The 23514-nt window shown below is 72.2% G+C and carries 21 protein-coding genes; 8 read left to right on the top strand and 13 right to left on the bottom strand.

Annotated features, from left to right (window positions below; translation table 11 throughout):
- Positions 1 to 20: 20 nt before the first annotated feature.
- Positions 21 to 1820 carry a penicillin-binding protein 2 gene (locus ASE27_RS09125; RefSeq protein WP_235535394.1) on the bottom strand — a complete coding sequence of 600 codons (1800 nt, stop codon included), beginning with the start codon at positions 1818 to 1820 and terminating at the stop codon, positions 21 to 23.
- Positions 1821 to 1929: 109 nt separating this feature from the next.
- On the opposite strand from ASE27_RS09125, the gene ASE27_RS20880 reads away from it, so the two are divergent.
- A complete protein-coding gene (locus ASE27_RS20880) occupies positions 1930 to 2082 on the top strand; it encodes a hypothetical protein (RefSeq protein ID WP_235535393.1) in 153 nt (50 codons plus the stop codon).
- Between the two features lie 193 nt (positions 2083 to 2275).
- Here the strand turns inward: ASE27_RS20880 and ASE27_RS09120 are convergent, their stop codons facing one another.
- The 3 genes from ASE27_RS09120 to mraZ all read right to left on the bottom strand — a co-directional run bounded on the left by ASE27_RS09120 (position 2276) and on the right by mraZ (position 4430).
- Positions 2276 to 2719: a hypothetical protein gene (locus ASE27_RS09120; protein ID WP_056648837.1), complete on the bottom strand. Its 444-nt coding sequence runs from the start codon at positions 2717 to 2719 to the stop codon at positions 2276 to 2278.
- Complete coding sequence (gene rsmH / locus ASE27_RS09115; protein ID WP_056648834.1) at positions 2716 to 3738, bottom strand: 16S rRNA (cytosine(1402)-N(4))-methyltransferase RsmH; 1023 nt, start codon at positions 3736 to 3738, stop codon at positions 2716 to 2718. The genes ASE27_RS09120 and rsmH overlap by 4 nt, the downstream gene beginning before the upstream one ends.
- 257 nt (positions 3739 to 3995) lie before the next feature.
- Complete coding sequence (gene mraZ, locus ASE27_RS09110; protein WP_056649048.1) at positions 3996 to 4430, bottom strand: division/cell wall cluster transcriptional repressor MraZ; 435 nt, start codon at positions 4428 to 4430, stop codon at positions 3996 to 3998.
- A gap of 337 nt (positions 4431 to 4767) precedes the next feature.
- On the opposite strand from mraZ, the gene ASE27_RS09105 reads away from it, so the two are divergent.
- Genes ASE27_RS09105 through ASE27_RS09095 form a run of 3 tightly spaced genes read left to right on the top strand, consistent with a single transcriptional unit; the run spans position 4768 to position 9420 of the window.
- Positions 4768 to 5772 carry a MoxR family ATPase gene (locus tag ASE27_RS09105; protein ID WP_056648832.1) on the top strand — a complete coding sequence of 335 codons (1005 nt, stop codon included), beginning with the start codon at positions 4768 to 4770 and terminating at the stop codon, positions 5770 to 5772.
- 1 nt (position 5773) lies between these two features.
- Positions 5774 to 7093 (top strand): DUF58 domain-containing protein, encoded by a 1320-nt coding sequence (locus tag ASE27_RS09100; RefSeq protein WP_056648830.1) that lies wholly within the window; start codon positions 5774 to 5776, stop codon positions 7091 to 7093.
- Positions 7090 to 9420, top strand: coding sequence for a DUF3488 and transglutaminase-like domain-containing protein (locus ASE27_RS09095; protein WP_056648828.1), 2331 nt, complete (start codon positions 7090 to 7092; stop codon positions 9418 to 9420). The genes ASE27_RS09100 and ASE27_RS09095 overlap by 4 nt, the downstream gene beginning before the upstream one ends.
- On the opposite strand, the gene ASE27_RS19765 is transcribed toward ASE27_RS09095, so the two are convergent.
- From ASE27_RS19765 to ASE27_RS09085, 3 genes are read right to left on the bottom strand one after another with little or no spacing between them, the layout of a single operon-like run.
- Positions 9368 to 9772, bottom strand: a complete 405-nt coding sequence (locus ASE27_RS19765; RefSeq protein WP_082608726.1) for a DUF3040 domain-containing protein — start codon at positions 9770 to 9772, stop codon at positions 9368 to 9370. The genes ASE27_RS09095 and ASE27_RS19765 overlap by 53 nt on opposite strands.
- 38 nt (positions 9773 to 9810) lie before the next feature.
- Positions 9811 to 11070: a DNA polymerase IV gene (locus tag ASE27_RS09090; protein WP_056648826.1), complete on the bottom strand. Its 1260-nt coding sequence runs from the start codon at positions 11068 to 11070 to the stop codon at positions 9811 to 9813.
- A gap of 34 nt (positions 11071 to 11104) precedes the next feature.
- Complete coding sequence (locus ASE27_RS09085) at positions 11105 to 11545, bottom strand: SAV_6107 family HEPN domain-containing protein (RefSeq protein WP_056648825.1); 441 nt, start codon at positions 11543 to 11545, stop codon at positions 11105 to 11107.
- A 117-nt stretch (positions 11546 to 11662) separates the two neighbouring features.
- Here ASE27_RS09085 and ASE27_RS09080 point away from each other — a divergent pair, with 117 nt between their 5' ends.
- Positions 11663 to 12772 carry a spermidine synthase gene (locus ASE27_RS09080; RefSeq protein ID WP_082608725.1) on the top strand — a complete coding sequence of 370 codons (1110 nt, stop codon included), beginning with the start codon at positions 11663 to 11665 and terminating at the stop codon, positions 12770 to 12772.
- Positions 12773 to 12845: 73 nt separating this feature from the next.
- Here the strand turns inward: ASE27_RS09080 and ASE27_RS09075 are convergent, their stop codons facing one another.
- From ASE27_RS09075 to ASE27_RS09055, 5 genes are all read right to left on the bottom strand, one after another.
- Positions 12846 to 13049 (bottom strand): cold-shock protein, encoded by a 204-nt coding sequence (locus ASE27_RS09075; RefSeq protein ID WP_056648823.1) that lies wholly within the window; start codon positions 13047 to 13049, stop codon positions 12846 to 12848.
- Positions 13050 to 13362: 313 nt separating this feature from the next.
- Positions 13363 to 14310, bottom strand: a complete 948-nt coding sequence (locus ASE27_RS09070; protein WP_056648821.1) for a proteasome assembly chaperone family protein — start codon at positions 14308 to 14310, stop codon at positions 13363 to 13365.
- Positions 14311 to 14538: 228 nt separating this feature from the next.
- A complete protein-coding gene (locus ASE27_RS09065) occupies positions 14539 to 14979 on the bottom strand; it encodes a response regulator (protein ID WP_056649045.1) in 441 nt (146 codons plus the stop codon).
- 124 nt (positions 14980 to 15103) lie between these two features.
- On the bottom strand, positions 15104 to 16759 hold the full coding sequence (locus ASE27_RS09060; RefSeq protein WP_235534200.1) for an ATP-binding protein: 1656 nt from the start codon (positions 16757 to 16759) through the stop codon (positions 15104 to 15106).
- Positions 16756 to 18066 carry a PP2C family protein-serine/threonine phosphatase gene (locus ASE27_RS09055; protein ID WP_082608749.1) on the bottom strand — a complete coding sequence of 437 codons (1311 nt, stop codon included), beginning with the start codon at positions 18064 to 18066 and terminating at the stop codon, positions 16756 to 16758. The genes ASE27_RS09060 and ASE27_RS09055 overlap by 4 nt, the downstream gene beginning before the upstream one ends.
- A gap of 222 nt (positions 18067 to 18288) precedes the next feature.
- Here ASE27_RS09055 and ASE27_RS09050 point away from each other — a divergent pair, with 222 nt between their 5' ends.
- Positions 18289 to 20685 (top strand): AAA family ATPase, encoded by a 2397-nt coding sequence (locus tag ASE27_RS09050; RefSeq protein ID WP_082608724.1) that lies wholly within the window; start codon positions 18289 to 18291, stop codon positions 20683 to 20685.
- A gap of 151 nt (positions 20686 to 20836) precedes the next feature.
- Positions 20837 to 22036, top strand: coding sequence for a phosphoglycerate dehydrogenase (serA, locus tag ASE27_RS09045; protein WP_056648818.1), 1200 nt, complete (start codon positions 20837 to 20839; stop codon positions 22034 to 22036).
- A gap of 93 nt (positions 22037 to 22129) precedes the next feature.
- Here serA and ASE27_RS09040 read toward each other — a convergent pair whose 3' ends face one another.
- Positions 22130 to 22321 carry a DUF5302 domain-containing protein gene (locus tag ASE27_RS09040; protein WP_056648816.1) on the bottom strand — a complete coding sequence of 64 codons (192 nt, stop codon included), beginning with the start codon at positions 22319 to 22321 and terminating at the stop codon, positions 22130 to 22132.
- Positions 22322 to 22435: 114 nt separating this feature from the next.
- Here ASE27_RS09040 and ASE27_RS09035 point away from each other — a divergent pair, with 114 nt between their 5' ends.
- The gene (locus ASE27_RS09035; RefSeq protein WP_200955924.1) at positions 22436 to 23512 is read left to right on the top strand and encodes an aldo/keto reductase; all 1077 of its coding nucleotides are present in this window, start codon (positions 22436 to 22438) and stop codon (positions 23510 to 23512) included.
- Positions 23513 to 23514 lie beyond the last annotated feature (2 nt).

The following is a 23514-nucleotide window of genomic DNA, read 5'->3' as shown; positions in this document are numbered from 1 at the left end:
CGTGCCGGGGGGCCGAACGGTCACCAGGTCGTCGGGTAGGGCGCCTCGACGACCGAGCTCGGGGGCACGTTCCGGTTCTGGAGCGTGAAGCTCATCAGGTCCTTGAACACCGGCGCCGCGACCATGCCGCCGAAGATGTTGGTCCGAGGGTTCTTGAGGAAGACCGCGACCGTGTACTGCGGGTCGTCCGCCGGGGCGACGCCGATGAACGACGCCATGATGTCGGTCAGGCCACCCCCCGCCCCGACCTCCTCGGCCGTGCCCGTCTTGCCCGCGACCCGGTAGCCGTCGATCGCGGCCTCGGTACCCGAGCCCTCCTCGACGACGGCCTCCATCATGTGCAGGACCTGGTCCGCGGTCGTCTCCGAGACGACCTGCGTGGTCTCCCGCTCGGGGGCCGGGACGAACACGCCGTCGGGGCCCGTCGTTCCCTTGAGCAGCGTGGGAGCGACCCGCACACCGCCGTTCGCGATCGTGGAGAACACGCTCGTGGCCTGCACCGCGTTGACGGCGAGCCCCTGGCCGAACAGAACCGCGTACTCCGTGCGGCCGTCCCAGTTCTTCGCCGAGTCGAGGATGCCGGCGGACTCGCCCGGGAGGCCGAGGCCCGTCTTGGACCCGAAGCCGAACTTGCGCAGGTAGTCCTCTCGCTGCTGCTTGGGGATGTCCTGCCCGACCATGACCGTCCCCGTGTTCGAGGACTGCGCGAGGATGCCGGCCAGCGTCATGCGCTCCATGGCGTGCGAGTGCGAGTCCTGGAAAGTCTCCCCGTTGGCGGTCGTGTAGCGGTCGTTGACCTCGTACTGGCTCGCCGGGGTCGCGAGGCCCTCCTCGATCGCGGCGGCCATCGTGATGACCTTGCCCGTCGACCCGGGCGCGAACACGTCCTTGACCGCACGGCTGCCGTCCGCGACGCGCGCGTCGGACCGGTCGTTCGGGTCGATCGCCCCCGAGTCGGCGAGAGCGAGGACCTCCTGGGTCTTCACGTCCTGCACTACCGCGATCGCGTAGTCGGCACCGGTCTCTGCCACGGCCTTGTCGACCGCGTCCTGGGCCTTCCAGCCGATGTCCCGCACCAGGGTCAGCGCGACCGAGGACCCCGGGACGGCCTCGACGGTCTCCTGCGTGCTGCCGGGGATCCGGACCCCGCCCGCTCCGCCCGCGCGCTGGAAGCTCTCGCTGCCCGGCGTGCCGGTGAGGAGGTCGTCGTAGGCGGCCTCGATCCCCCCACGACCGATCACGTTCTCGGTCGTCTCGTCCTCGCCCACGTACCCGACGATGTTGCCCGCGGTGGTTCCCGCGGGATACGTCCGGGTCGTGGTGAGCCGTGTGCTGATGTAGGCCGAGACCCCCAGCTCGGCGATCTGCCGCTGGACCTCGGGCACCACGCCCTTCGCCAGGACCACGTTCCGGTTCACTCGTCCGTTGGTGCCGCTGAGCTCGGCCGCCAGCTCGGGGGCCGAACGGTCCAGGATCGGCGCGAGGAGCTTGGCCAGGCCGACGGCCCCCGTCTCCTCGACCGCCATGCCGTCGATCGTGTGCCGCTTCGACGGGACGAAGTTCGGGATCGTCTCCTGGTCCGCGGAGACCGTGTACCGGTCGATCGACGTGGCGAGGACCACGCCGTCGGAGTCCGTGATGTCCCCACGGTGCGCGAGCGTCACGTGGGACTGGGTACGCGTCGCCTCCGCGCTGGCCGCGAGCGTGGGACCGATGACGACCTGCACGTACACGAGACGCCCGGCGAAGAACAGCAGGACCAGGAGCGCGACGGCCATGACCCAGCGCTGCCGCTTCTCGGGGCGAGCGGGGCTGGGCACCGCCGCAGTCCCCGGTCGCCCCAGGCCCCGCCCGCCGCCGGTCCCGCCACCGGCGCGCGGCGTGAGGGCGGTCGTCCGGGTGGAAGGCTTGGCACTCCCGGATGTCGTCTTGGCGACCTTGCCGGGCACGCGGGTCTTGCCCGTCGTGGGCGCCCTGCTGGTCGCGGGCGCCCTGCTGGTCGTACCCGCCGTGCCCGTCGGGCTGCTCGCGGGCGTCCTGCCACCCCGGCCGCCCAGGCTCGACGTCGCCCCCGAGGCGTGACCCGTCCGGGGAGCGGTCGTTCTGCGAGCTGGCGTCGTACCCGTCGAGGTCCGAGGCGCGCCTGCGCGCGGTGCGGCAGAGGAGCTGCGCCCCGCTCCCGGGCGGGCCGAGCCGGCGGGCTGGGCACCCGCCGTCCGGGACGACGCGGAGGGACGCGGCGAGCTCTCGCCGGTCCTGCGCCCCGTCCCACCGGTCACGGCGTGCTTCCCGCCTCCGGAGCACCGATGACCGCGCCGTCGGAGAGCCGCAGCATCGTGGGTGCGTCCGACTCGACCATCCCGAGCCCGACCGCGCGCTCGGGCAGCGACGTCTCGGCAGCCCGGAGCTGGGCGTCGAGGGCCTGCGTGTCCTGCTCGAGCACACCCGCCTCCGTCCGGAGCTTCGACATCTGGTACGAGCCGTTCGCCATCGTGGTGTTCAACAGCAAAGCACCCAGGAGCGCTGCAGCGAGGATCGACATGCACAGAACGAGGAAGGGAATGCGTGAACGCACCTGGAGCGGCGCACGGACCGCCTCGAGCCGGGGCCGCGAGGAGCGTCCCGCGGCACCGCCCGGGAGCGCCGTGAGCGACGCCCGACGGGCAGGAGCGGGGGCCGGCGTCGACAGAGGACGGGCCGCAGCCTGTCGTGAGCTCATGAGTGCTTCTCCCCTCGGTTGCGGTGACGCAGGTGGTCGGGTGTGGGACGCAGCCGCTCCGCGGCCCGCAGGCGCACCGACGCGGAGCGCGGGTTGTGCTCGAGCTCGTCGGCCGGGGCCTCCTCGGCACCGCGGACGAGCAGCTTCAGGTACGGCTTGTGGGTCTCTGGCTCGACGGGCAGGCCCGCCGGTGCGCTCGACGTCGCGCCCCGCGCCAGCTCGCGCTTGACGATGCGGTCCTCGAGCGACTGGTACGACTCGACGACGATGCGTCCACCGACGGCGAGGGCCTCGACGGCCGCCGGGACCGCGCGCTCGAGCACCTCGAGCTCACCGTTGACCTCGATCCGCAGCGCCTGGAACGTGCGCTTGGCCGGGTTGCCGCCCGTCTTGCGGGTCGCGGCCGGGATGTTGGCGCGCACGAGGTCCACGAGGGCCGCGCTCCGGGTCCACGGCTCGACCTCGCGCCGGCGGATCACCGCGCGGGCGATGCGCTGCGCGAACCGCTCCTCGCCGTACTCCCGCAGGATCCGGACCAGGTCGCGCTCGTCGTAGGTGTTGAGGACGTCCGCCGCCGTGAGCCCCGTGGTCGCGTCCATGCGCATGTCGAGCGGCGCGTCGTGGGCGTAGGAGAAGCCGCGCTCCGACTCGTCGATCTGCAGGGACGAGACCCCCAGGTCCATCAGCACTCCCTGGACCGCGGGCAGGCCGAGGTCTGCGATCACGTCGCCGATCTCGTCGTAGACGGCGTGCACGGCCTGGAACCGGTCACCGAACCGCGCGAGCCGCCCGGAGGCGAGCGCGATGGCCTGCGTGTCACGGTCGATGCCGATCACCCGTGCCGTCGGGATCTGCTCCAGGACGGCCTCCGTGTGCCCGCCCATGCCGAGCGTGCAGTCGACCAGGACCGATCCCGGCGCCACGAGGGCGGGGGCGAGGAGGTCGACGCAACGTTGGAGGAGCACCGGGACGTGCCGGTCCTCTGCTCCCGCTCCTGACGTGCTGCGAGGTGTGGACATGACGCCTCCTTCCTGGTCGGTGCTCGTCGTGCTGCTCGTGGGGTGATGCATGGTCTTCGGTGTCTGCCTGTCGTGCGTCGTGCCGGTGAGACCGTTCCGCGCCGCCGGGCCAGGTCTCCCACCGCGTCCGTTCTGGCACCGGGGAAGTGCGCCAGACCGGGCGGGAGGAGGCCTCGTCCTGCGGGAGCGTCAGGTCCTCGTCGTCCAGCTCTTGATGTCGTCGTGCGGTACACAGCTCGTGCTGGTCGTGCTGTCCGTCAGAAGCGGAGGGCGGGAAGCACCTCCTCCGCCGTGGTGGCGTACCCGGCCTCCTGTTCGGCGAGGTAGGTCGACCACGCCGTGGCGTCCCAGATCTCCACGCGGGTGCCGGCGCCGATCACGGCGACGTCCCGGTCGAGTCCTGCGTACGCCCGCAGAGGGGCCGGGATGGAGATCCGTCCCTGCTTGTCCGGGATCTCGTCGCTCGCCCCCGAGAGGAAGACCCGGAGATAGTCCCGTGCCTGCTTGCTCGTGACGGGAGCCTGACGGATCTGGTCGTACATGCGTCGGAACTCGTCCATGGGCAGGAGGAAGAGGCAGTGCTCCTGCCCCCTGGTCATCACCAGCCCGGGCGCGAGCTGGCTGCGGAACTTCGCGGGCAGGATGAGGCGCCCCTTGTCGTCCAGCCGGGGTGTGTAGGTGCCGAGAAGCAGGCTCGGGGAACCGCTGAACAGCTCGCTCATCCGCCGTGCCCTCCCCTCCTGCTCCCACTTCCTCCACAGTACTCCACATGCCTCCACGAAGCCCGGGATATCACCGCCACTTCACCCCTCTTCGCACAATCTCCGCAGGTCAGACGGTGGAGGACACAGTGGGGCGCCTGGCCCCGGAACCACCGGCACCCGCGCCGTTTCCTCACGTTCGCCCGGCTCGTCCGCACCGCTCGAGGCGTCCTCGAGCATTTCGCGATCCGGACGGGGAGGAGAGTGGGGACAATGGTCAACTAGGCTTGCGAGTCCGCACACCGAGCGTGGCCAACGGAGGTTTCTCGTGCTCACCGACTACACCTCTCCCCCGTCCCGTGACGGCCTCGATCCTCTCGGCGAGCTCGTCGAGGCGACCGGTCGGATCCGCTCCCGGATCGAGTCGGTGATCTCCGGACGACCGGAGCTCGTCCACCTCACGGTCGCGGTGCTCCTCGCGGAGGGCCACCTCCTGCTCGAGGACGTGCCCGGAGTCGGCAAGACGACGCTCGCCAAGGCGCTCGCACGCACCATCGACTGCCACGTCGGACGCATCCAGTTCACGCCCGACCTGCTCCCGAGCGACCTCACGGGCGTCAACATCTACCGGACGCAGACGCACGACTTCGAGTTCCGCCCCGGACCCGTCTTCTCCAACATCGTGATCGGCGACGAGATCAACCGTGCGTCGCCCAAGACGCAGTCGGCCCTCCTGGAGTGCATGGAGGAGGGGCAGACGACGGTCGACGGCACGACCCACCCCCTCCCCCGCCCCTTCCTCGTGGTCGCGACGCAGAACCCGGTCGAGATGGAGGGGACCTATCCCCTGCCCGAGGCGCAGCGCGACCGCTTCATGGCGCGCCTCACGGTCGGCTACCCGGACGTCGAGGCCGAGCTCGAGATGCTCGACCGCCAGGAGTCGGACACCCCGCTCGAGCACATCGACCCCGTCGTGGACGGACCGACGATCCTGCGCTTCGCGCAGGTCGCCCGCTCGGTCTACGCGTCGCCCGCCGTCAAGAGGTACGTGCTCGCCCTGGTCACCCAGACGCGCGAGCACCCCGGGCTCAAGCTCGGCGCCTCGCCCCGCACGTCGCTCCAGCTACTCCGCGCAGCCAAGGCGGTCGCAGCCATGGCAGGCCGTGACCACGTCCTGCCGGACGACGTCCAGCTGCTCGCCCAGCCCGTGCTCGCGCACCGGCTGATCCTGTCCACCGAGTCCCGCCTGGCCGGCCACACCGCCGCCCACGTCGTGACCTCGATCGTCGAGCGGACACCCATCCCCGCCTACACGTCGACGGACAGCCGCTGACATGCCGGGCGCCCGCACGCCACCCCGGCGCCCGCGAGGCCTCGCCCGGGTCCGGCCCACCGTCCGGGGCAACGCCGTCCTCGGCGCGAGCGTCGTGCTGATCGCCGTCGGATCCGCCCTGGGGCTGCGCGACGTCGTGGGGCTCGGGGCCGCCGGGGCCCTCGCGGTCCTCTCGTCCTGGGTGTGGATGGCTGTGCGTCGCATCGACCGCGGCCGCGGCGCCCTCCAGGTCGGCCGCAAGGTCGAGCCCGACCCCGCGGTCCGCGGGAACCAGGTCACCACCCGGCTCGTCGTCGCCCCCGTCCAGCCGACGGCGACCGCGCTCGGGCGGCTCGCCCGCCTACAGATCAGCGAGCAGGCCGCCGGGGAGCTCTGCGAGCAGGACGCGCTGCGCGCACAGGTCGTGACGCATCCGGACCGGATCGCGGTGCGCTACCGCCTGCGCCCCCAGCACCGCGGACGCTGGGCGCTCGGGCCCGTGCTGACGAGCCGTGTCGACGTGTTCGGCCTCGTGCGGGCGGCCCAGCCCCTGGGCGCTCCGAGCACCGTCACCGTGTGGCCCCGCACGACCGAGCTCTCGGTGCGCGGGGCGCGCGCCTTCGGAGAGTTCGCGCGATCGGCCCACGGCGCGCGGACGTCGTCGAGCGACGACAGCGTGCTGCGTGACTACGTCGCAGGTGACGACCCCCGCCGTGTGCACTGGGCGACCGCCGCCCGGCGTGGACAGCTCATGGTGCGCACCGACGAGAGCGCCGGGATGCCGCCCGTGACCGTGCTCCTCGACCGCTCGACCCTTCCCCCGCCGGGGACTGCGCGCTCCACGTCGGCGGCCGAGGACGGGGAGTGGGCCGTCGAGGCCGCCGCGTCCGTCGGGATCTCGTTGCTGGCCGCCGGCCACCCCGTCCGCCTCGTCGCCTCGACGGGCGCTCCCGCGGTCGAGGCGATCCCGTACTCGCCCGGGCGCCGCTCCGAGGGCACGGCCCAGCTCCTCGACCAGACGATCGACCTCCAGGGGCACACGAGCCGGCGCGACGCCGAGGCCGGGCTCACCGCGACCGCCGACGCGCTGCGCAGCACCAGACGACCCGCGGAGCTGACGGTCGCGATCCTTGCGCCCCTCGGGCCGCTCGCCCGGCAGGCGGTCGCCGCGATGGCGGGCGACGGCAACCACTGGGCGTTCGTCGTCGGGCCCGCTGCCTCGCCCGAGCTCGACGAGTCCCTGGGCGCGCTGCGCGCGACGGGCTGGCACGCCGTGCACGTCGACCCGCAGCGCACATCGATCGACCAGGCCTGGGACAGGCTCATGGAGGAGCACCGGTGACCACCCCGACCGTCAGCACCCGGCGCGCCGACCTGTCGCGGACCGCGGCCACCACCGTCCTGGTCCTCGTCGCGACCGTCGCGTCCTTCCACGCCCTGACCGTGCTGATCGGGCCCGGGTCATGGACCCGCACCGGCACCTCGTTCCTGCTGATCCTCGGACTGGTCACCTGGGTCACCCGCGCTCTCCTCGAGACGCGACCCTCCACGTCGGTGTCACGCACGCGCTCGCTCGTCCCCACTCTCGCGGGCCTGCTCGTCGGCGCCTGGGGGTTGCTGGCTCTCTTCGGAGGGGTCACCTCCCGAGGGATCGACCTGGCGATCAGCAGCGCGAGCCTCGACAGGGTGCTCGCTCGCTTCGCGGCCGGTCGACAGCTCATCGCCACCGAGACCTCACCGATCGAACCGTCGTTCCCCCTCGTCCTCATCGCGGTGGGCGGTGCCGCGCTCGTCTTTCTCCTGACCGACCTGATCGCCGGTGGTCTCCGGCTGCCCGCCGCCGCCGGCCTGCCTCTGCTGGCCCTGTGGATCCCTCCGCTGGTCATCGAGGGCTCGGTCCCGCCCGCCGTCTTCGTCGTCACGGTCGCGGCGCTGCTCCTGCTCGTCGCCGTCGACAACCCGCACCGGGCCGTTCGCCGGACCACGACCTCGGCCACGACCGTCCGGTCCGCAGACCGGGCCACCCGTGCTCTGCGCGCGAGCACCACGCTCGCCGCAACCCTCGCGATCGCCCTCGTCGCCCTCGTCGCGGGATCCGCCGCCGGTGCGCTCCCTCAGATCGTCCGGTCGCCGTGGACCGCCTTCTTCACGAGCGCGGGCCCCACCGTCCGTCTGGCCAGCGACCTCGACATGGAGAGCAACCTCAAGGCCCGCTCGGAAGAGGTCGCCCTCACCTACGAGTTCCCCGAGGACCGGGCCAACGACACCAGCAGCACGGACGTCGGTCCCCTGCGGATGTTCACCCTGACCGGGTTCGACGGGCGCAACTGGCGACGCGGCGACGCCCGGCAGGGCCCCCAGGTCGAGGAGTCGAACATCCTGTGGCCCGACGGCGGGGGGATCAGCGGCGGCGGCGAGCCTCGCCAGGTCGACGTCACGCTCCGGACCCTGCGAGACGAACGGCTCGTCCTGCCGACCGAGCCTCGAACGATCACCGCCCCGGGCGAGTGGTTCTACGACGACGCCCGCGACGAGGTGACGGGCAACGAGGCGACCGAGCCGGGGATGGAGTACTCCTTCGTCGTCCACCCGCGCGACCTGACCGCCCAGGCGCTGCGCACCAGCGAAGGTGGTGACCTCGACGACCCGAACCTGCTCGAGGTCCCGGCCTCGTCCCACCAGGAGGACATCCGCTCCCTCGCCACCGAGATCACCGCGGACACGAGCAACCGTTACGACGCGGCCGTCGCGCTGCAGTCCTACTTCCGTGACGGGAGCCGGTTCACCTACTCGACAGAAGTCCCTGACGGTCAGACCGACGACACGGTGTGGAACTTCCTGCAGGACCGTCAGGGCTACTGCGTGCAGTTCGCGACCTCGATGACGATGATGGCCCGATCCATCGGGATCCCCGCGCGCATGGCCGTCGGCTTCCTGCCCGGCGAACGGACGAGCGACAACCTCTTCGAGGTCACGGGCAAGGACTCGCACGCATGGCCCGAGCTCTACTTCCCCGGTCAGGGCTGGGTCCGCTTCGAGCCCACCCCAGCCGTCCAGGCGGGCCCGGTCCCCTCCTGGGCCGACCCTCTCCTCGCCTCGAACAACGCGCCGGCGCCGGCTGACCCCGGCGATGTCCCGACGAACGCCGCGACCCCGAACGCGCCCATCACCACGGCGCCCACGACCGGACCGGCTCCCGACGTCAACGGTGGGACCGGTGCTGCCCAGGAGGGTGGGCAGCGGACCTGGATCATCGGTGGGAGCGCGCTGGTCGTGCTCCTGGTGCTGTCGGCGCTCGCGTGGCTGATCGCGCGCCGTCGTACTGCACCCGACCCCACGCCGGACGTCGAGAGCACCTGGGCGGAACTGACCGAACAGCTCGCAGACCTGGACATCCGCTGGCCTGCCTCGGCGACGCTGCGCAACGTACCAGCGCTCGTGGTCGCTCAGGTGGTCGCCCGCACGGGAAGGCAGCTCCCCGTCGCGACGACGGACGCCCTGGTGACGCTCACGTCAGCCGTCGAGGCCCAGCGATACGCCCGGACCTGGCAGCCTCCCGCTCCGGAGACACTCACCTCGCTGCTCGAGCAGGTGGTCTCCGGTGTCCGCGAGGGACTCAGCGACCGCCCTGCTCACGTCGACGGTCCCAGCGCTCTTCCAGTCGGGTGAGAAAGCCCTGACTGGGAGGTGAGGTCTTGGTCGTTCCGCGGGGCGGGGTGACCTTCCCGTCTCCGTCGACGAGGCCCACCGGGCCGCTCGCGCGCTTGCGCGGTGCCGAGAAGGCGAAGGCCACGCCCGCGAACATCACGACGAACCCGGCGACACCGAGCCAGGGGTTGGCTGTCGCCGCACCCACGACCAGGAGAAGGAGTCCACCGACCACGCCGATCCCGGCCGCGACGTAGCGCAGACCGGACTTGCGGGGCGTGGACTGAAGCGTTGTCGCCAACCGCGGATCATCCGAGGTCAGCGCTCTTTCCATCTGTTCCAGTACGCGCTGCTCGTACTCAGACAGAGGCATGGGCACCCCCGGGTGTCGGCAGTTGAAGTGTGTCCCTCTCAGGATAGATCGACATCTGCCCTGGTGGTAGTCGAGCGTCGACGGGTGGACGCCGGACCGATGGAATTCACCCCGAAACGGTCACGGATCCGGTCGAGCGTCTCCTCGGCAGCACGCCGCGACCCCGCTTCCTCCTGGACCGCCTCGTCGAGCGTGGGCTGGAGCACCGACGTGCTCCGGGGCTCGAGGTTCTCCGCCCGCACCCCGACGAGCCGCACCGGGAGCCCCCGCCGGTCGACCGACTCCACGAGCTCGCGGGCCACCTGGTGAATCTCCTGCGCGACGTCCGTCGGGGCGCGCAGCGTCCTCGAGCGCGTGAGGGTCCGGAAGTCGGACGTGCGGACCTTGACGCTGACGGTCCGCGCCACGAAGCCCTGGTGCCGTAGCCGCGCGGCGCAGCGGTCGGCGAGCCCCAGCAACGCCGAGCCGATCACCGCGGAGTCGTACAGGTCGTGCTCGAAGGTCGTCTCCGCGCCGATGCTCCGTTCTGCACGCCCGGGCTCGACGGGACGCGGGTCCCTACCCCACGCGAGGTCGTGGAGGTGCGCGCCCGCAGCCTTGCCTACCGCCGCCTGCACGGCCGAGACCTCGGTGTCCGCGAGCTGCGCGACGGTCGTGATGCCCCAGTCGGCGAGCAGCTTCTCGGTCCGTTCCCCCACGCCCCACAGTGCGCCGACCGGAAGGGTCCGCAGGAACGGCACGGTCGCGGCGGCGGGGACGAGCATCATGCCGTCGGGCTTGGCGTGCGTCGAGGCGAGCTTCGCGACGAACTTGGTCGTGGCGATCCCCACCGAGCACGTGATGCCCACCTCTGCGTGCACGCGCTCCCGCAGATCCCTCGCGATCGCGGTGGGCGCCCCGAGCCGACGCCGGGCCCCGCTGACATCGAGGAATGCCTCGTCGATGCTGATCTGCTCGACGAGCGCCGTGACCTCGTGGACGATCTCCATCACCGCACGCGAGGCCTCCTGGTACGCCAGATGGTCAGGGGGGAGCACGACGGCCTGTGGGCACAGCCTGCGGGCGAGAGCCATGGGCATGGCCGAGTGGACGCCGAAGGCACGCGCCTCGTATGTCGCTGCGAGGACCACGCTGCGCTCCGACCCGCCGACGACGACGGGGCGCCCGACCAGCTCGGGACGGCGGCGAAGCTCGACCGAGGCGAAGAAGGCGTCCATGTCGACGTGCAGGACGGAGCACCCGGTCTCATCCGTCCCCCAGTCCCGGTGCGCCTGGGCAGAACGCGGGCCGCGGCTCACAGGACGCCCGCCCGGTCGAGAGCACGCCGGCTCGTCACGAGGCCACGACCCGGAGCGTGGGATGTCGGACGAACCCGGCGTCCGGGTCGATGATCATCGCGACCTCGTCGCGGAAGTCCTCGGCGCAGACCATGATCTCCTCGGCACGCCGAGGGTCGACCGCGTCGAACCTCCCGGCGTCCACCGCGGCCCGGATCCGGGCCCCGCCCGCGAAGTAGACCGACCATGGCGCGAGTCCGGGCTCGACGACAGCCAGGAGGTCCCAGACCGAGCGGGCTCGAGAGCGCGAGGACGGCTTGCCGCGCAGCGCGACGACCGCCGCGGCAGCGCGCAGCGCACCGAGGTGGGCGTGGACGAACCGCTCTGCGGGGTCCGCTGCGAGGTTCGCTGCGATGATCTCCGCATCAGCGCGCGCGAGGAGCCGAGCGACGTCAGGAGCGACCGCACCCGGCGAGACCCTGTGCTGCGTAGTCATCTCAACACCTCCGAAGTCAACTATCGAACACCTGTTCGACGAAAGTCAATCCGTCCGGGTGGGCGTCGCCTGTCGTCCGGCGCCGACCCGACTGCGCGATGCCCCTACGGTGGACCCATGCCTCGCAAGTCCTCCCGGCGGACGTCCCGTCGCTCCTCAGCATCCACCTCGGCACCCACAGAGCCGTCCACGGCCCCTCGGCGGACTCGAGGAGGCACCCGACCGCGCGGCGCCGAGAGCGTCCACGAGCTCCCTGCAGGCGAGATCCCGACCTCGACCGGGACCGCCGAGCTGGTGCCCGACCCGGACGGCAGCACGGGAGTGACGCTCATGGTCAACGGCGTACCCAGCTCCCACCTGGACCTCGCCGACCCCGGCCTCCTGACGTTCGAGTACATGCAGCAGATGGCCGCGGTCCTGGGTGCCCTGCCGGCCGGGCCGCTGCGCGTCGTGCACCTGGGCGCCGCAGGGTGCACGCTCGCGCGCTACGTCGAGCACGAACGACCGGACTCGCGCCAGATCGCGGTGGACCTCGACGCCGACCTCGTCGCCCGCGTCCGCGAGTGGTTCGCCCTTCCCCGCGCACCCCGGCTCCGCCTGCGCGCCGGAGACGCCCGGGCAGAGCTCGCGACGCTGCCGGACGCGAGCGTCGACGTCGTCGTGCGCGACGTCTTCGCGGGCGACACCACCCCGGCGCACGTCACGACCGTCGGCTTCGTCCGCGAGGCGCTGCGCGTCCTGCGCCCTGGCGGGGTCTACCTCGCCAACTGCGCGGACCGTCCGCCGCTCGCGCTGGTGCGCAGGGAGCTCGCGACGGCGGTCGCGGCGCTCGGCCGGTCCTCGGCGGGCGCCCGTGCGACGGATCAGGTCGGCCTGATCGCCGAACCCGGTCAGCTCAAGGGGCGCCGCTACGGGAACCTCGTCCTCGTCGTCGTGCGACCCGTCGACGACACGGCCTCCGCCGGCGAGGGCCGGGTGGCCCGCGACGACCCCGCCGACGCGCTCGACGAGGCCGCACCGTTCGGGCTCGACGACCCGGGCCTGGCGCGCGCGCTGCGCAGCCTGCCGGTCCCCGCCACGCTGCTCACCGGGGACGAGGTGCGACGCTTCACGGGCACCGCGGTGCCGCTCGAGGACGCCGTCCCGCCGCCCGCGCCCGACGGCGCCACCCACCCGGGTGCGCCCGCCGCGGTCCCGCGCGACGCCGTCGGGCCTGGGACCACATGACACCGGAGGCCGCACCCCTGCAGGGTGCGGCCTCCGGCTCCGGTTCGCGAGAACCGGTAGAAGATCAGGGAGATCAGAGCGGGCGGACGTTCTCCGCCTGCGGGCCCTTGGGCCCCTGGGTGATCTCGAACTCGACTCGCTGAGCCTCCTCGAGCGACCGGTAGCCCTGGGCCTCGATCGCCGAGTAGTGGACGAAGACGTCGGCTCCGCCGTCGTCCTGGGCGATGAACCCATAGCCCTTCTCAGCGTTGAACCACTTCACAGAACCCTGCGCCATGCTGTTCCTCGTACCTTCTGTCCAACCGGGGACATCCGCGAACGGACCCTTCGCCCGTTCATCGAGCCGTCGCAGCCGGACCCGCGACCGCTCCGCGTGGTTCCGGTCGTGGCGACCGCCGGCTGGACAGGCACGACCCCGGGCGGACCGGGATCCTGCTGCGTCGACACCGGTTCACGCGAAGGCATGTCTCGAGCACGTCACTGCAACGAGACCTAGTTTTGCACGGTCAAGGTGAGGTTCGCCACGTCAAACGCCGGGAAATACCGTGATTCGTCCCCACAACCTCCGCAGAACCTCCGCGAGGGCCCGGTCACTCGCCACCCTGCTGGGCGAGGAATCGCTCGAACTCGGCCCCGAGCTCGTCCGCCGTCGGGATGGGAGCGGAGTCCGCGAGCAGGCTCGTGCGGCCCACCGACCGGGCGAACGCGTCGTACTGCTCCTCGAGCGCGCGCACCACGGCCGTGACCTCCTCGGACTCGGCCATCTGCCGCTCGACCTCCTGGACGGCCTCCTGGGAGGCGTCCGCGAGCGCCGCGACGCGCAGGTCGAGACCCGTCGACCGCTGGACGTTCTCGAGGGCGACGACCGCCGCCGGCGGGAACGGCGACTGCGCGAGGTAGTGCGGGACGTGCACCGTGAAGCCCAGGGCGTCGTGCCCCGACTCCCCGAGACGCAGCTCGAGCAGCGCGGCCAACGAGCCCGGGACCTTGACCGTGCCGAACCACGACGTGTGGTCCTCGATCAGCTCGCGCCGGGTCGCGTGCGCGGTCACCGAGAGCGGACGCGTGTGCGGGATGCCCATGGGGATTCCGTGGAAGCCCACGACGAGCGAGACGTCGAACCTGTCCACGAGCTCGCGCAGCGCGGCCACCACGCGCTCCCACTGCAGGTCCGGCTCGATACCGTGCAGGAGCAGGAAGCCCGTCCCCTCGGCGTCGCGCACGTGGTCGATCGCGAGGAACGGCTCGTCGTACGAGGCCCACCGGTCCGCGTCGAAGACCATCGTCACGCGCTTCGAGCGGTAGTCGAGGAGCTGGTCCACGTCGAACGTGACCAGGCGCGTGACCTCGAACTCCTCGAGCAGGTGATCGACCGCGAGGTCGCCGGCCGTGCCGGCGTCCACGAACCCGCGCACCGAGTGCAGCAGGACCGGGCCGACCGCGCGGAGCGAGGCCCCCTCCTGTGCATGCGTCGCCGCGGGCAGGACGCGCGCCACCGCGGCCTCGTCCACCTCGTAGATCCCTCGTGGGTCCAACACCAGCTGCTCCTCCGTCGTCGTGCGATCCGTACCGCCCGCCCCGGGCGAGGAGCCGTATGGACCGTCCCGGTCCACGCAGCCCGCTCGCCGGCGGTTCGATCAGGACAACACCACGCACCGTCGGAACCTTCCCGGGCCGGGACCTCGGTCCCGACGGCGGGCGAGCCGTGCCGGCACGGGGCACAGGCACACCGAGGCCGTACCGGCCGGGGCCGTGCCCCGGGTCGGTCAGCGCCCGGGGAGACGCACCACGGTGACGAAGAAGTCGTCGATCTGACGGACCACGTCGATGAAGCGGTCGAAGTCGACCGGCTTGGTCACGTAGGCGTTCGCGTGCAGCGAGTAGGAACGCACGACGTCCTCCTCGGCCTCGGACGTCGTGAGCACGACGACGGGGATCTGGCGGAGGGCCGGGTCCGACTTGAGCTCGCCCAGGACCTCACGACCGTCCATGCGCGGAAGGTTCAGGTCCAGGAGGATCAGGTCCGGGGTCGGCGCGTCCGCGTACTCCCCCTCCTTGCGCAGGAAGGCCATCGCGCTGACGCCGTCGCTGACGACCGAGAGCCGGTTCGTGAGCTTGTGGTCCTCGAACGCCTCGCGCGTCATCAGGACGTCGCCCGGGTCGTCCTCGACCAGCAGGACGTCGATCACCTTGTGCCCGTTGCTCATGCCGTGTGCCCCGCAGTCCGTCGTCCCCAGGTCGCCCCGGTCCTCCGGGGCCACGCCGCGAGCCTAGTCGACGAGCTGCCGCACACGTCGCAGCACGTGGCGGCACGTCGCAGGGCTCCGTCGGCTACGGCGCGTCGTGCGAAGGTCTGGGGGCCGCGGCGGAGGGGTCGTAGGCGTGCGCGATCGTGAACCGGACCGTCGTCCCGCCGCCCTCGGTGGGCTCGAGCCAGATGCGTCCGCCGTGGTACTCCACGATGCGCTTGCACAGCGCGAGGCCGATCCCCGTCCCCTCGTAGACGTCCTTGGGGTGCAGCCGCTGGAAGATGACGAAGACCCGTTCGGCGTACTGCGCGTCGATCCCGATCCCGTTGTCGACCACGCTGAGCTCCCACGCGCGCTCGCTCGCCCGGACCCCGACGTGGACGACGGGGGAACGTTCCGGGTCACGGAACTTGATCGCGTTGCCCACGAGGTTGACGAAGAGCTGTTCGAGCAGGGCCTTCTCGCCCCGGACCGTGGGGAGCGGGTCGTGCGTCACGACCGCGTCCGTCGTGGCGATCTTGTCCTCGAGGTCGGACAGGGCCACCGCGAGCGACTTCTCGAGGTCGACCTGGACCCGTTCGGTCCCGGTCCGTCCGACGCGCGAGAACCCGAGCAGGTCCTGGATCAGCCGCTGCATCCGCTTGGCCCCGTCGACCGCGAACTCGATGTACTGGTCCGCACGGTCGTCGAGCTGTCCGCCGTACCGCTTCTGCAGCAGCTGGGTGAACGACGCGACCTTGCGCAGCGGCTCCTGGAGGTCGTGCGAGGCGACGTAGGCGAACTGCTCCAGGTCGCGGTTCGAGCGTTCGAGCTCCTGGGCCTGGGCCGCGAGCAGCTCGTGGGAGTGCTCGACCTCCTCGTGCGACGCGCGGATCTCGGCGACCTGGCTCACGAGCTCCTGGCGCATGTGCTCGATGTCGATCGCGAGCGCCCCGATCTCGCCCGGTGCGCGGACCGCGACCGGCTGCCGCAGCCGACCGCCGCTGACGACCCGCACCTGGTGCGCGAGCGAGGTCACCGGCTCGGTGATCCATCGCTTGAGCACGCCCCACAGGACCGCGCCCACCAGCAGCGCGGCCAGGACGAGGACCAGGACCGACCCGAAGAGCACCTGCGTCCAGCTCTCGAGCTCCTCGACCTTCTCCGCCCGGACGGACCGCAGGACCGTGATGTAGTCCCCCGTCGCGACCCGGGCGTCGTCGAACAGACGAGCGCCCTCGAGCTTGTCGTCCGTCGTCACGGCCTCCGGGCCGCCGTCCTGCACCTTCTGGACGGACGGCACGGCGTACCCGAGAGCCCACTCGTGGATCGCCGTCGACGCCCTGTCGAGGGCGGCCGCCACCGGAGGTGAGACCGCGAGCACCTCCGACGTCGCCTCGTCGTGGAGGGACACCGACCCGTCCGAGCCGACCGATCGCTCGAACGGCTCGAGGTTGACCTCGACCCCCGTCGCGAGGAAGGCCCGCACGGACGACTCGGCGTCCACGAGCGAGATGTACGCCGTGTCCGCCTGGGTGATGGCCGTGAAGTAGGGGTTGGTCACCTCGTCCTGGATGCGCACGACGTTGAGGAGAGCGACGACCGAGGTCACAAGGACCGCGAGCAGGATCGCCGCGGCGACCACCAGGAGGACACCGAGGCGGCGCCGCAAGGACGCGCCCTGCGGCGCCGTCCCCGCGAGGATCTCGGGCTCCTCCTCGGTGTCCGTGCTCCTTGCCGTCGACTGCCCTGCCGTCACTGCGACCACTCGTCGGAGTCCGCGAGGGTCGCGGTCCGCTCGCCGCGGGCCGCCTGGTCGGGCCCGCCCCAGCCGACCACGAGGACCGCCGCGTCGTCGGCCAGAGGACCGCCGTGCAGGTCGCGGACACGGCGGAAGACCCGCTCGACGAGCCCCTCGCCCCCGTGCGTGATCTCCGTGTCGACCGCAGCGAGGAGCCCCGCGACCCCCAGCCGCTCCCTGCGTCCCGGAGCACCGGTGACGAACCCCGTCCCGGGGACCGCCGGATCCTCCGCCAGCGTCGCCTCGATGAGTCCGTCGGTGTAGAGCATGAGTGCCCAGGGCGCCTCGAGCTCCACGTGCTCGGCGCGCCAGCCCCCGCCCACGGGGATGCCGAGCGCCCGCCCGCGCGACGTCGTCGGGAGCTCCGAGCAGGAGTCCTGCAGGAGCAGCGGTGGCATGTGCCCCGCGAGATAGAGATCGACCCCGGACCGGTCGGCGGAGATGACGACCTGGCACAGCGTGACGAACACCTCGGGGCGGGCGCGCTCGGGCACCAGTACCCGCTCGACGAGCGGCAGGATCTGGTCGGGGGCGACGTCCGACAGGACGAGCGTGCGCCACGCCGTGCGCAGCGTCGCACCGAGGGCCGCCTCGTCGGGTCCGTGCCCCGCGACGTCTCCGATCAAGCACAGGACGCTCCCGTCGCTGCGCTCGACCGCGTCGTAGAAGTCCCCGCCGAGCAGCCCGTTGCCTCCGGGGATGTAGCCGACCATCACGGCGATCCGCTCGTCCGACACGAGCGCCTTGGGCAGGAGGGCACGCTCGAGGCGCGCGGTCTCCGCAGCCCGGACCTCGCTGCGGTACAGCGCACGCTGCTGCTCCTTGGAGCGGCGACGCTGCACCGCATACCGGACCGAGCGGCCGAGGAGGTCGCCGTCGACCTCTCCTTTGACCAGGTAGTCGTCGGCGCCGGCCGCCACGGCCTGGACCCCGAGGTCGATCCCGGTGTGCCCGGTCAGGACCACGAGGGCCGGCGGGCTGGGTCGCGACTGCAGCCGTTCGACCGCGGACAGACCCACGGCGTCGGGCAGACCGAGGTCCAGGAGGATGCAGTGCACGTCGTGCTGCCCGAGCTTCTCCAGGGCCTCGTCGAGTGCGGTCGCCCGGTGCAGCTCGACGTTGACGCTCGCGTCCTCGAGCAGCTCCTCAACGAGGATCGCGTCCCCGTCGTCGTCCTCGACGAGCAGGACGCGCAGCAGGTCCTCGGGCGAGAGGACGGCGGGGGCCCCGTCCTGAGCACGGGGCGGCACAGGGTCAGTCACCACGACGTGCACTCCCCACTCTCGCCATGGTTCCCGATCGTAGAGGACAGCGCTGCCTCGCGGTGGGATGCGGGCGCGCCTCCTGCGCCGCTCCGGGGCGGGCACGCCCGGACGAGCGGACCGGTGGCCCCGGACCTGCCCCCGTCCTCCCCCTGTCCGACCTGCCGCCTGTCCCCGGTCCGCGCCTCGGTCGGATGGCCCCCGGGACCGCCCGGATCGGCAATAATGGACGGCTGCATCGCGGGGGTGCGCGAGCGGGCCACGTGGGACCAGAGGACAGGACGGATCAGGGTGCGCGAGACGAGCGACCGGACGAGCGGGACACGGGCTCCGGACGGACAGGTCACGGCCACGCCGGACCACCAGCCCTCCGGACGACAGGAGGAGATCGGCAAGGAACAGCTCGTCGTCGACACGCTCTACGCTCGCCTCGACGAGCTGCGCGCCGCGACCCGGGCCCGACTGGCGGGCGTCCGCCGCGGCGGCCCCTCCGGCTCCCCCCAGAACCGTAGCGAGCGCGACGCGTTCGCAACCCTCTACGAGGACCGGCTCGCGCAGCTCGAGTCCGTCGAGGAGCGCCTGACCTTCGGGCGCCTCGACCTCGACGACGACACCACGCGCTACGTCGGCAGGATCGGCCTGTCCGACGAGGACCACGCCTCGATCCTCACCGACTGGCGGGCTCCCGCCGCCCAGGCGTTCTACCGGGCGACCGCGGCACACCCCGACGGGGTGCGGCGCCGTCGGCACCTCGTGACCAGGGGACGCAGCGTGACCGGGCTCGAGGACGAGGTCCTCGACCTGTCCTCGGACGCCGCCTCGCAGTCCTCGCTCTCGGGCGAGGGAGCCCTGCTCGCCGCCATGGCGGCCGGCCGGACGAGCCGCATGGGCGACATCGTCGCGACGATCCAGGCCGAGCAGGACGCGATCATCCGCTCGGAGCTCGCGGGCGCCCTGGTGGTCCAGGGCGGGCCGGGCACCGGCAAGACGGCCGTCGCGCTGCACCGCGCGGCCTACCTCCTGTACGCCCACCGCCGCCTGCTCGAGCGCTCGGGCGTCCTGCTGGTCGGCCCCAGCCTGTCCTTCCTGCACTACATCGACCAGGTCCTGCCCTCGCTCGGCGAGACCGGCGTCGTGAGCACCACGATCGCCGAGCTGCTCCCGGGACTCGTCGCCGACGGCGAGGAGTCCCCCGAGGTGGCCCGCATCAAGGGCCGCGCGTCCTGGGCCAGGATCGTCCAGCGGGCCGTCCGCGCGCGCCAGCGCGTGCCTGCCGCGGACCAGCACCTGCGCATCGACGGGCACGACCTGGTGGTCCGCCGCTCCGACGTGCGCGACGCGATCGCCAAGGCCCACCGCACCCACAAGCCGCACAACCTCGCCCGCGTCCCGTTCGTGCGCGAGATGCTGGGCCGGCTCGCCGACCAGTACCTCGCCGAGCTCGGCGGGCCGGTCGCTCCTGAGGAGCGGGCCGAGGTGATCGACGACCTGCGTCGGCAGCGCGAGATCCGGATCGCGCTCAACCTCGCCTGGATGCCGCTCACGCCCGAGCGCCTGATCGAGGACCTGTTCATCAAGCCGCACCGCCTCGCCGAGGCGGCACCCGACATGTCACGCGCGGACCGAGCGGCCCTCGCACGCCCCCAGGGCTCACCCTGGACGCCCGCGGACGTGCCGCTCCTCGACGAGGCCGCCGAGCTCCTGGGCGAGGACGACCAGGCTGCCCGCGCCCAGGCCAAGGCCGAGGCAGCGGACCGCGCGGCGAACCTCGAGTACGCGCGCCAGGTGCTCGAGTCCTCGGGAGCAGGGGGCGGGATCGTGGGGGCGGAGATCCTCGCGGACCGCTTCGGCGGCGGCGGCTCGCGCCTGACCACGGCCGAGCGCGCTGCCCAGGACCGCACGTGGACGTACGCGCACGTCGTGGTCGACGAGGCCCAGGAGCTCTCCGCGATGGCGTGGCGCGCCCTGGTGCGCCGCTGCCCCACACGGTCCATGACGATCGTCGGCGACGTCGCCCAGACGTCCTCGCTCGCGGGTGCGCGGTCGTGGTCGAGCATGCTCGACCCTTTGCTGCGAGACGCGTGGCGGCAGGCGACCCTGACCGTCAACTACCGCACGCCCACCCAGATCGCCGACACCGCGCAGCGGTTCGCGGCCGCGTCGGGCCTCCCGACGTCGTCGCTCACCTCGGCGCGCGACGTCCCGGGAGCCCTCGTGCTGGCCCCCGTCTCCGTTGCCGGGGCCGTGGGACCGGAGGTCGTCGCACGGGTCCGCGCGGCGCTGGCGGAGTTCGTCGGGCCCGACGGCGCAGGCCGGGTCGCCGTGGTCGTCCCGGCCGGGCGCGTGGGCGAGGTGCGCGAGCAGCTGGTCGAGGCGCACGGCTCGACGCCGCTGCTCGCCGGTCCGGCCGCGGCCCTCCCCGGCGCGCTCGCCGCGGCGCTGACGGTCCTGAGCCCCACGCAGAGCAAGGGCCTCGAGTTCGACGCCGTCGTCCTGGTCGAACCGGCCGAGATCCTCGCCGGTACCTCGGGCGCCTCGGACCTGTACGTGGCCATGACGCGACCCACCCAGCGACTCGTCGTCGTGCACGCCCAGCCCCTGCCCGGAGGGTTCGCCGACTGAGGGGGCGCGCGGCGCCGGCCGGGCGGGGTGCCCGGCCGGCGTCGCCGGACCTGTCGTGGGGTGCGCCCGGACGGCGTCCGGCCAGCCGTGCCGGGCGTCCGAAGGACAAGACTCGTTTGGTGCTCATGGCAACTCGGAGCACCATAGGGAGGTGCTACGCGCCCTCTTCCTCGAAAACCTGCACCCACTCGCCACCTCGATCTTCGAGTCCGCCGGCATCGACGTGACCGTGCGATCCGGGGCCATGGACGAGGCCGAGCTGATCGAGGCGCTCCAGGGCGTCAACATCCTCGGCATCCGGTCCAAGACCAACGTGACCGCCCGCGTCATCGAGTCCGCACCGGACCTCGTCGCGATCGGCGCGTTCTGCATCGGCACCAACCAGATCGACCTCAAGGCCGCCGCCTCGCACGGTGTCGCGACGTTCAACGCCCCGTTCTCGAACACCCGGTCGGTCGTGGAGATCGCCCTGGCCGAGATCATCGCGCTGACCCGACGCCTGACCGAGCGCGACCGCGCGCTCCACGACGGCATCTGGGACAAGTCGGCCGAGGGCGCGCACGAGGTCCGTGGCCGCACCCTGGGCATCATCGGCTACGGCAACATCGGGACCCAGCTCTCGGTCGTGGCCGAGGCGCTCGGCATGTCGGTCATCTTCTACGACACGGCCGAGAAGCTCGCGCTGGGCAACGCCCGTCGCATGGACACCCTCGACGAGCTCCTGGAGACCGCCGACGTCGTGACCCTGCACGTGGACGGGCGCGGCGGCAACGCCGGCCTGTTCGGCGAGAAGCAGCTCTCGCGCATGCGCCCGGGCTCGATCCTGCTCAACCTCTCGCGCGGCTTCGTCGTCGACACGGGGGCTCTGCGGGAGGCCATCCTGTCCGGGCACCTGTCCGGCGCGGCGATCGACGTCTTCCCCGAGGAGCCCAAGAAGCGCGGCGACCACTTCGAGTCGGACCTCCGTGGTCTGCCGAACGTGATCCTGACCCCGCACATCGGCGGGTCCACGGAGGAGGCGCAGGAGTCGATCGGCCAGTTCGTCGCCGGCAAGCTCCGTGACTACCTCGCCACGGGCTCGACCACGCTCAGCGTCAACATGCCCGGTCTGGCCCTCGAGCAGAGCACGGGCGTGAGCCGGATCGCGCACCTGCACCGCAACACCCCGGGCGTGCTGGCAGCCGTCAACGCCGTGCTCGCGGAGCACGGCACCAACATCGAGGGTCAGATGCTCGCGACCCGCGGTGAGCTCGGCTACGTGGTGACCGACGTCGGCTCGGAGCTCGAGCCGGCCGCGATCGAGGCGCTGCGCGCGATGGACGCGACCGTCAAGCTGCGGGTGCTGTCCTGACCCGCTAGCTCGAGCCGCTACGACGAAGGGACCGCACCCGTGGGTGCGGTCCCTTCGTCGTCACGGGCGGGCCGGGCAGTGCCCGGCAGCCGCTCAGCCGGACTTGCGGCGGAACGTGCGCTGCACAGGTCCGACGGTCTCCGAACCGTGCACGGTGCCCGTGTTCGAGCCCCCGTCCGCGGTGCGGTGGCTCGCGGCGTTCTTGCGGTCCAGCGCCTCGCGGAACTTCGCCTTCGCGTCCTCGCTGGGCGTGGTCGCTGGTGTCTCGTCCTTCGACGTCGTCATCGGCGGGCCTCCTTGCTCTCGGTGGAACGGGTACGCCTGGGGGCGCTCCCCTGCCCCCAGCCTGGCGTACGCCGATCGGTAACGCCAGCGAATACGACCGGGTACGGTCGAGACATGTCGCACAAAACACCGACGGGCACCGCCGACATGACGTACCGGCGCGCCGGGAGCTCCGGCCTGACCCTGCCTACCCTCTCCCTGGGTCTGTGGCAGAACTTCGGGGACTCCACGCCGTTCGCCGCTCAGCGCGAGCTCGTGCTGCACGCCTACGAGCGGGGTGTCGTCCACTTCGACCTCGCGAACAACTACGGCCCTCCTCCCGGGTCGGCCGAGGCCGGGTTCGGCCGCCTGCTCGCGACGGACCTGCGGGGACACCGTGACGAGCTCCTCCTCTCGACCAAGGCCGGCTACCGCATGGGCCCTGGCCCGTACGGCGAAGGCGGCTCGCGCAAGTACCTGCTGTCCTCGCTCGACGCCTCGCTGCGTCGACTGGGACTCGACCACGTGGACGTCTTCTACTCCCACCGGTTCGACCCCGCGACACCGCTGCGCGAGACGGTCGGCGCCCTCGCCACCGCCGTGGCCTCGGGACGCGCCCGGTACGCCGCGATCTCGTCCTACTCGGCCCGTCGCACCGCGCAGGCCCTCGAGATCGCCGCGGACCTGGGCCTGCCCCTGGTCCTGCACCAGCCGTCCTACTCGATCCTCAACCGCTGGATCGAGGAGCCAGGGCCCGACGGACGGACGCTGCTCGACGTCGCCGGCGACGCGGGAACCGGCCTCATCGTCTTCTCGCCCCTGGCCCAGGGCATGCTGACCGACCGCTACCTCGACGGCGTGCCGGAGGGGTCTCGCGCCGCGCGCGGAGTGTCGCTGCGCACCGAGCTCCTCTCGCCGGAGAACCTCGCCCGGGTCCGCACGCTGCGGGAGATCGCGTCGGGCCGCGGCGAGTCGCTGCCACGGATGGCGCTCGCCTGGACGCTCCGGGACCCGCGGGTGACCTCGGTCCTCGTGGGGGCGCGCACGACGGCCCAGCTCGACGAGAACCTGCGAGCGCTCGACGCCGTCCCGTTCTCCCCCGCGGAGCTCGCGGCGATCGACGCGGTGTCGCTCGAAACGGCCCCGGACGGCACGTCGCGCCCGCTCGACACCGGCATCAACATCTGGGCCGACCGGTCGAGCAGGCTCTGAGC

Origin of the sequence: Oerskovia sp. Root918 (assembly GCF_001428945.1) — a bacterium.
Taxonomy (GTDB): domain Bacteria; phylum Actinomycetota; class Actinomycetes; order Actinomycetales; family Cellulomonadaceae; genus Oerskovia; species Oerskovia enterophila.
The sequence above is the reverse complement of the archived record's forward strand: the minus strand, read 5'-3'. Positions and strand labels throughout refer to the sequence as shown.

What these genes read in the sequence shown, in the direction of transcription:
- ASE27_RS09085 (WP_056648825.1), bottom strand. Translation starts at nt 11,545, where the DNA reads ATGACTACGCAGCACAGGGTCTCGCCGGGTGCGGTCGCTCCTGACGTC.
- ASE27_RS09120 (WP_056648837.1), bottom strand. Translation starts at nt 2,719, where the DNA reads ATGAGCTCACGACAGGCTGCGGCCCGTCCTCTGTCGACGCCGGCCCCC.
- ASE27_RS09050 (WP_082608724.1), top strand. Translation starts at nt 18,289, where the DNA reads ATGGACGGCTGCATCGCGGGGGTGCGCGAGCGGGCCACGTGGGACCAG.
- ASE27_RS09100 (WP_056648830.1), top strand. Translation starts at nt 5,774, where the DNA reads ATGCCGGGCGCCCGCACGCCACCCCGGCGCCCGCGAGGCCTCGCCCGG.
- rsmH (WP_056648834.1), bottom strand. Translation starts at nt 3,738, where the DNA reads ATGTCCACACCTCGCAGCACGTCAGGAGCGGGAGCAGAGGACCGGCAC.
- ASE27_RS09075 (WP_056648823.1), bottom strand. Translation starts at nt 13,049, where the DNA reads ATGGCGCAGGGTTCTGTGAAGTGGTTCAACGCTGAGAAGGGCTATGGG.
- ASE27_RS09040 (WP_056648816.1), bottom strand. Translation starts at nt 22,321, where the DNA reads ATGACGACGTCGAAGGACGAGACACCAGCGACCACGCCCAGCGAGGAC.
- ASE27_RS19765 (WP_082608726.1), bottom strand. Translation starts at nt 9,772, where the DNA reads ATGCCTCTGTCTGAGTACGAGCAGCGCGTACTGGAACAGATGGAAAGA.
- ASE27_RS09080 (WP_082608725.1), top strand. Translation starts at nt 11,663, where the DNA reads ATGCCTCGCAAGTCCTCCCGGCGGACGTCCCGTCGCTCCTCAGCATCC.
- ASE27_RS09035 (WP_200955924.1), top strand. Translation starts at nt 22,436, where the DNA reads ATGTCGCACAAAACACCGACGGGCACCGCCGACATGACGTACCGGCGC.
- ASE27_RS09065 (WP_056649045.1), bottom strand. Translation starts at nt 14,979, where the DNA reads ATGAGCAACGGGCACAAGGTGATCGACGTCCTGCTGGTCGAGGACGAC.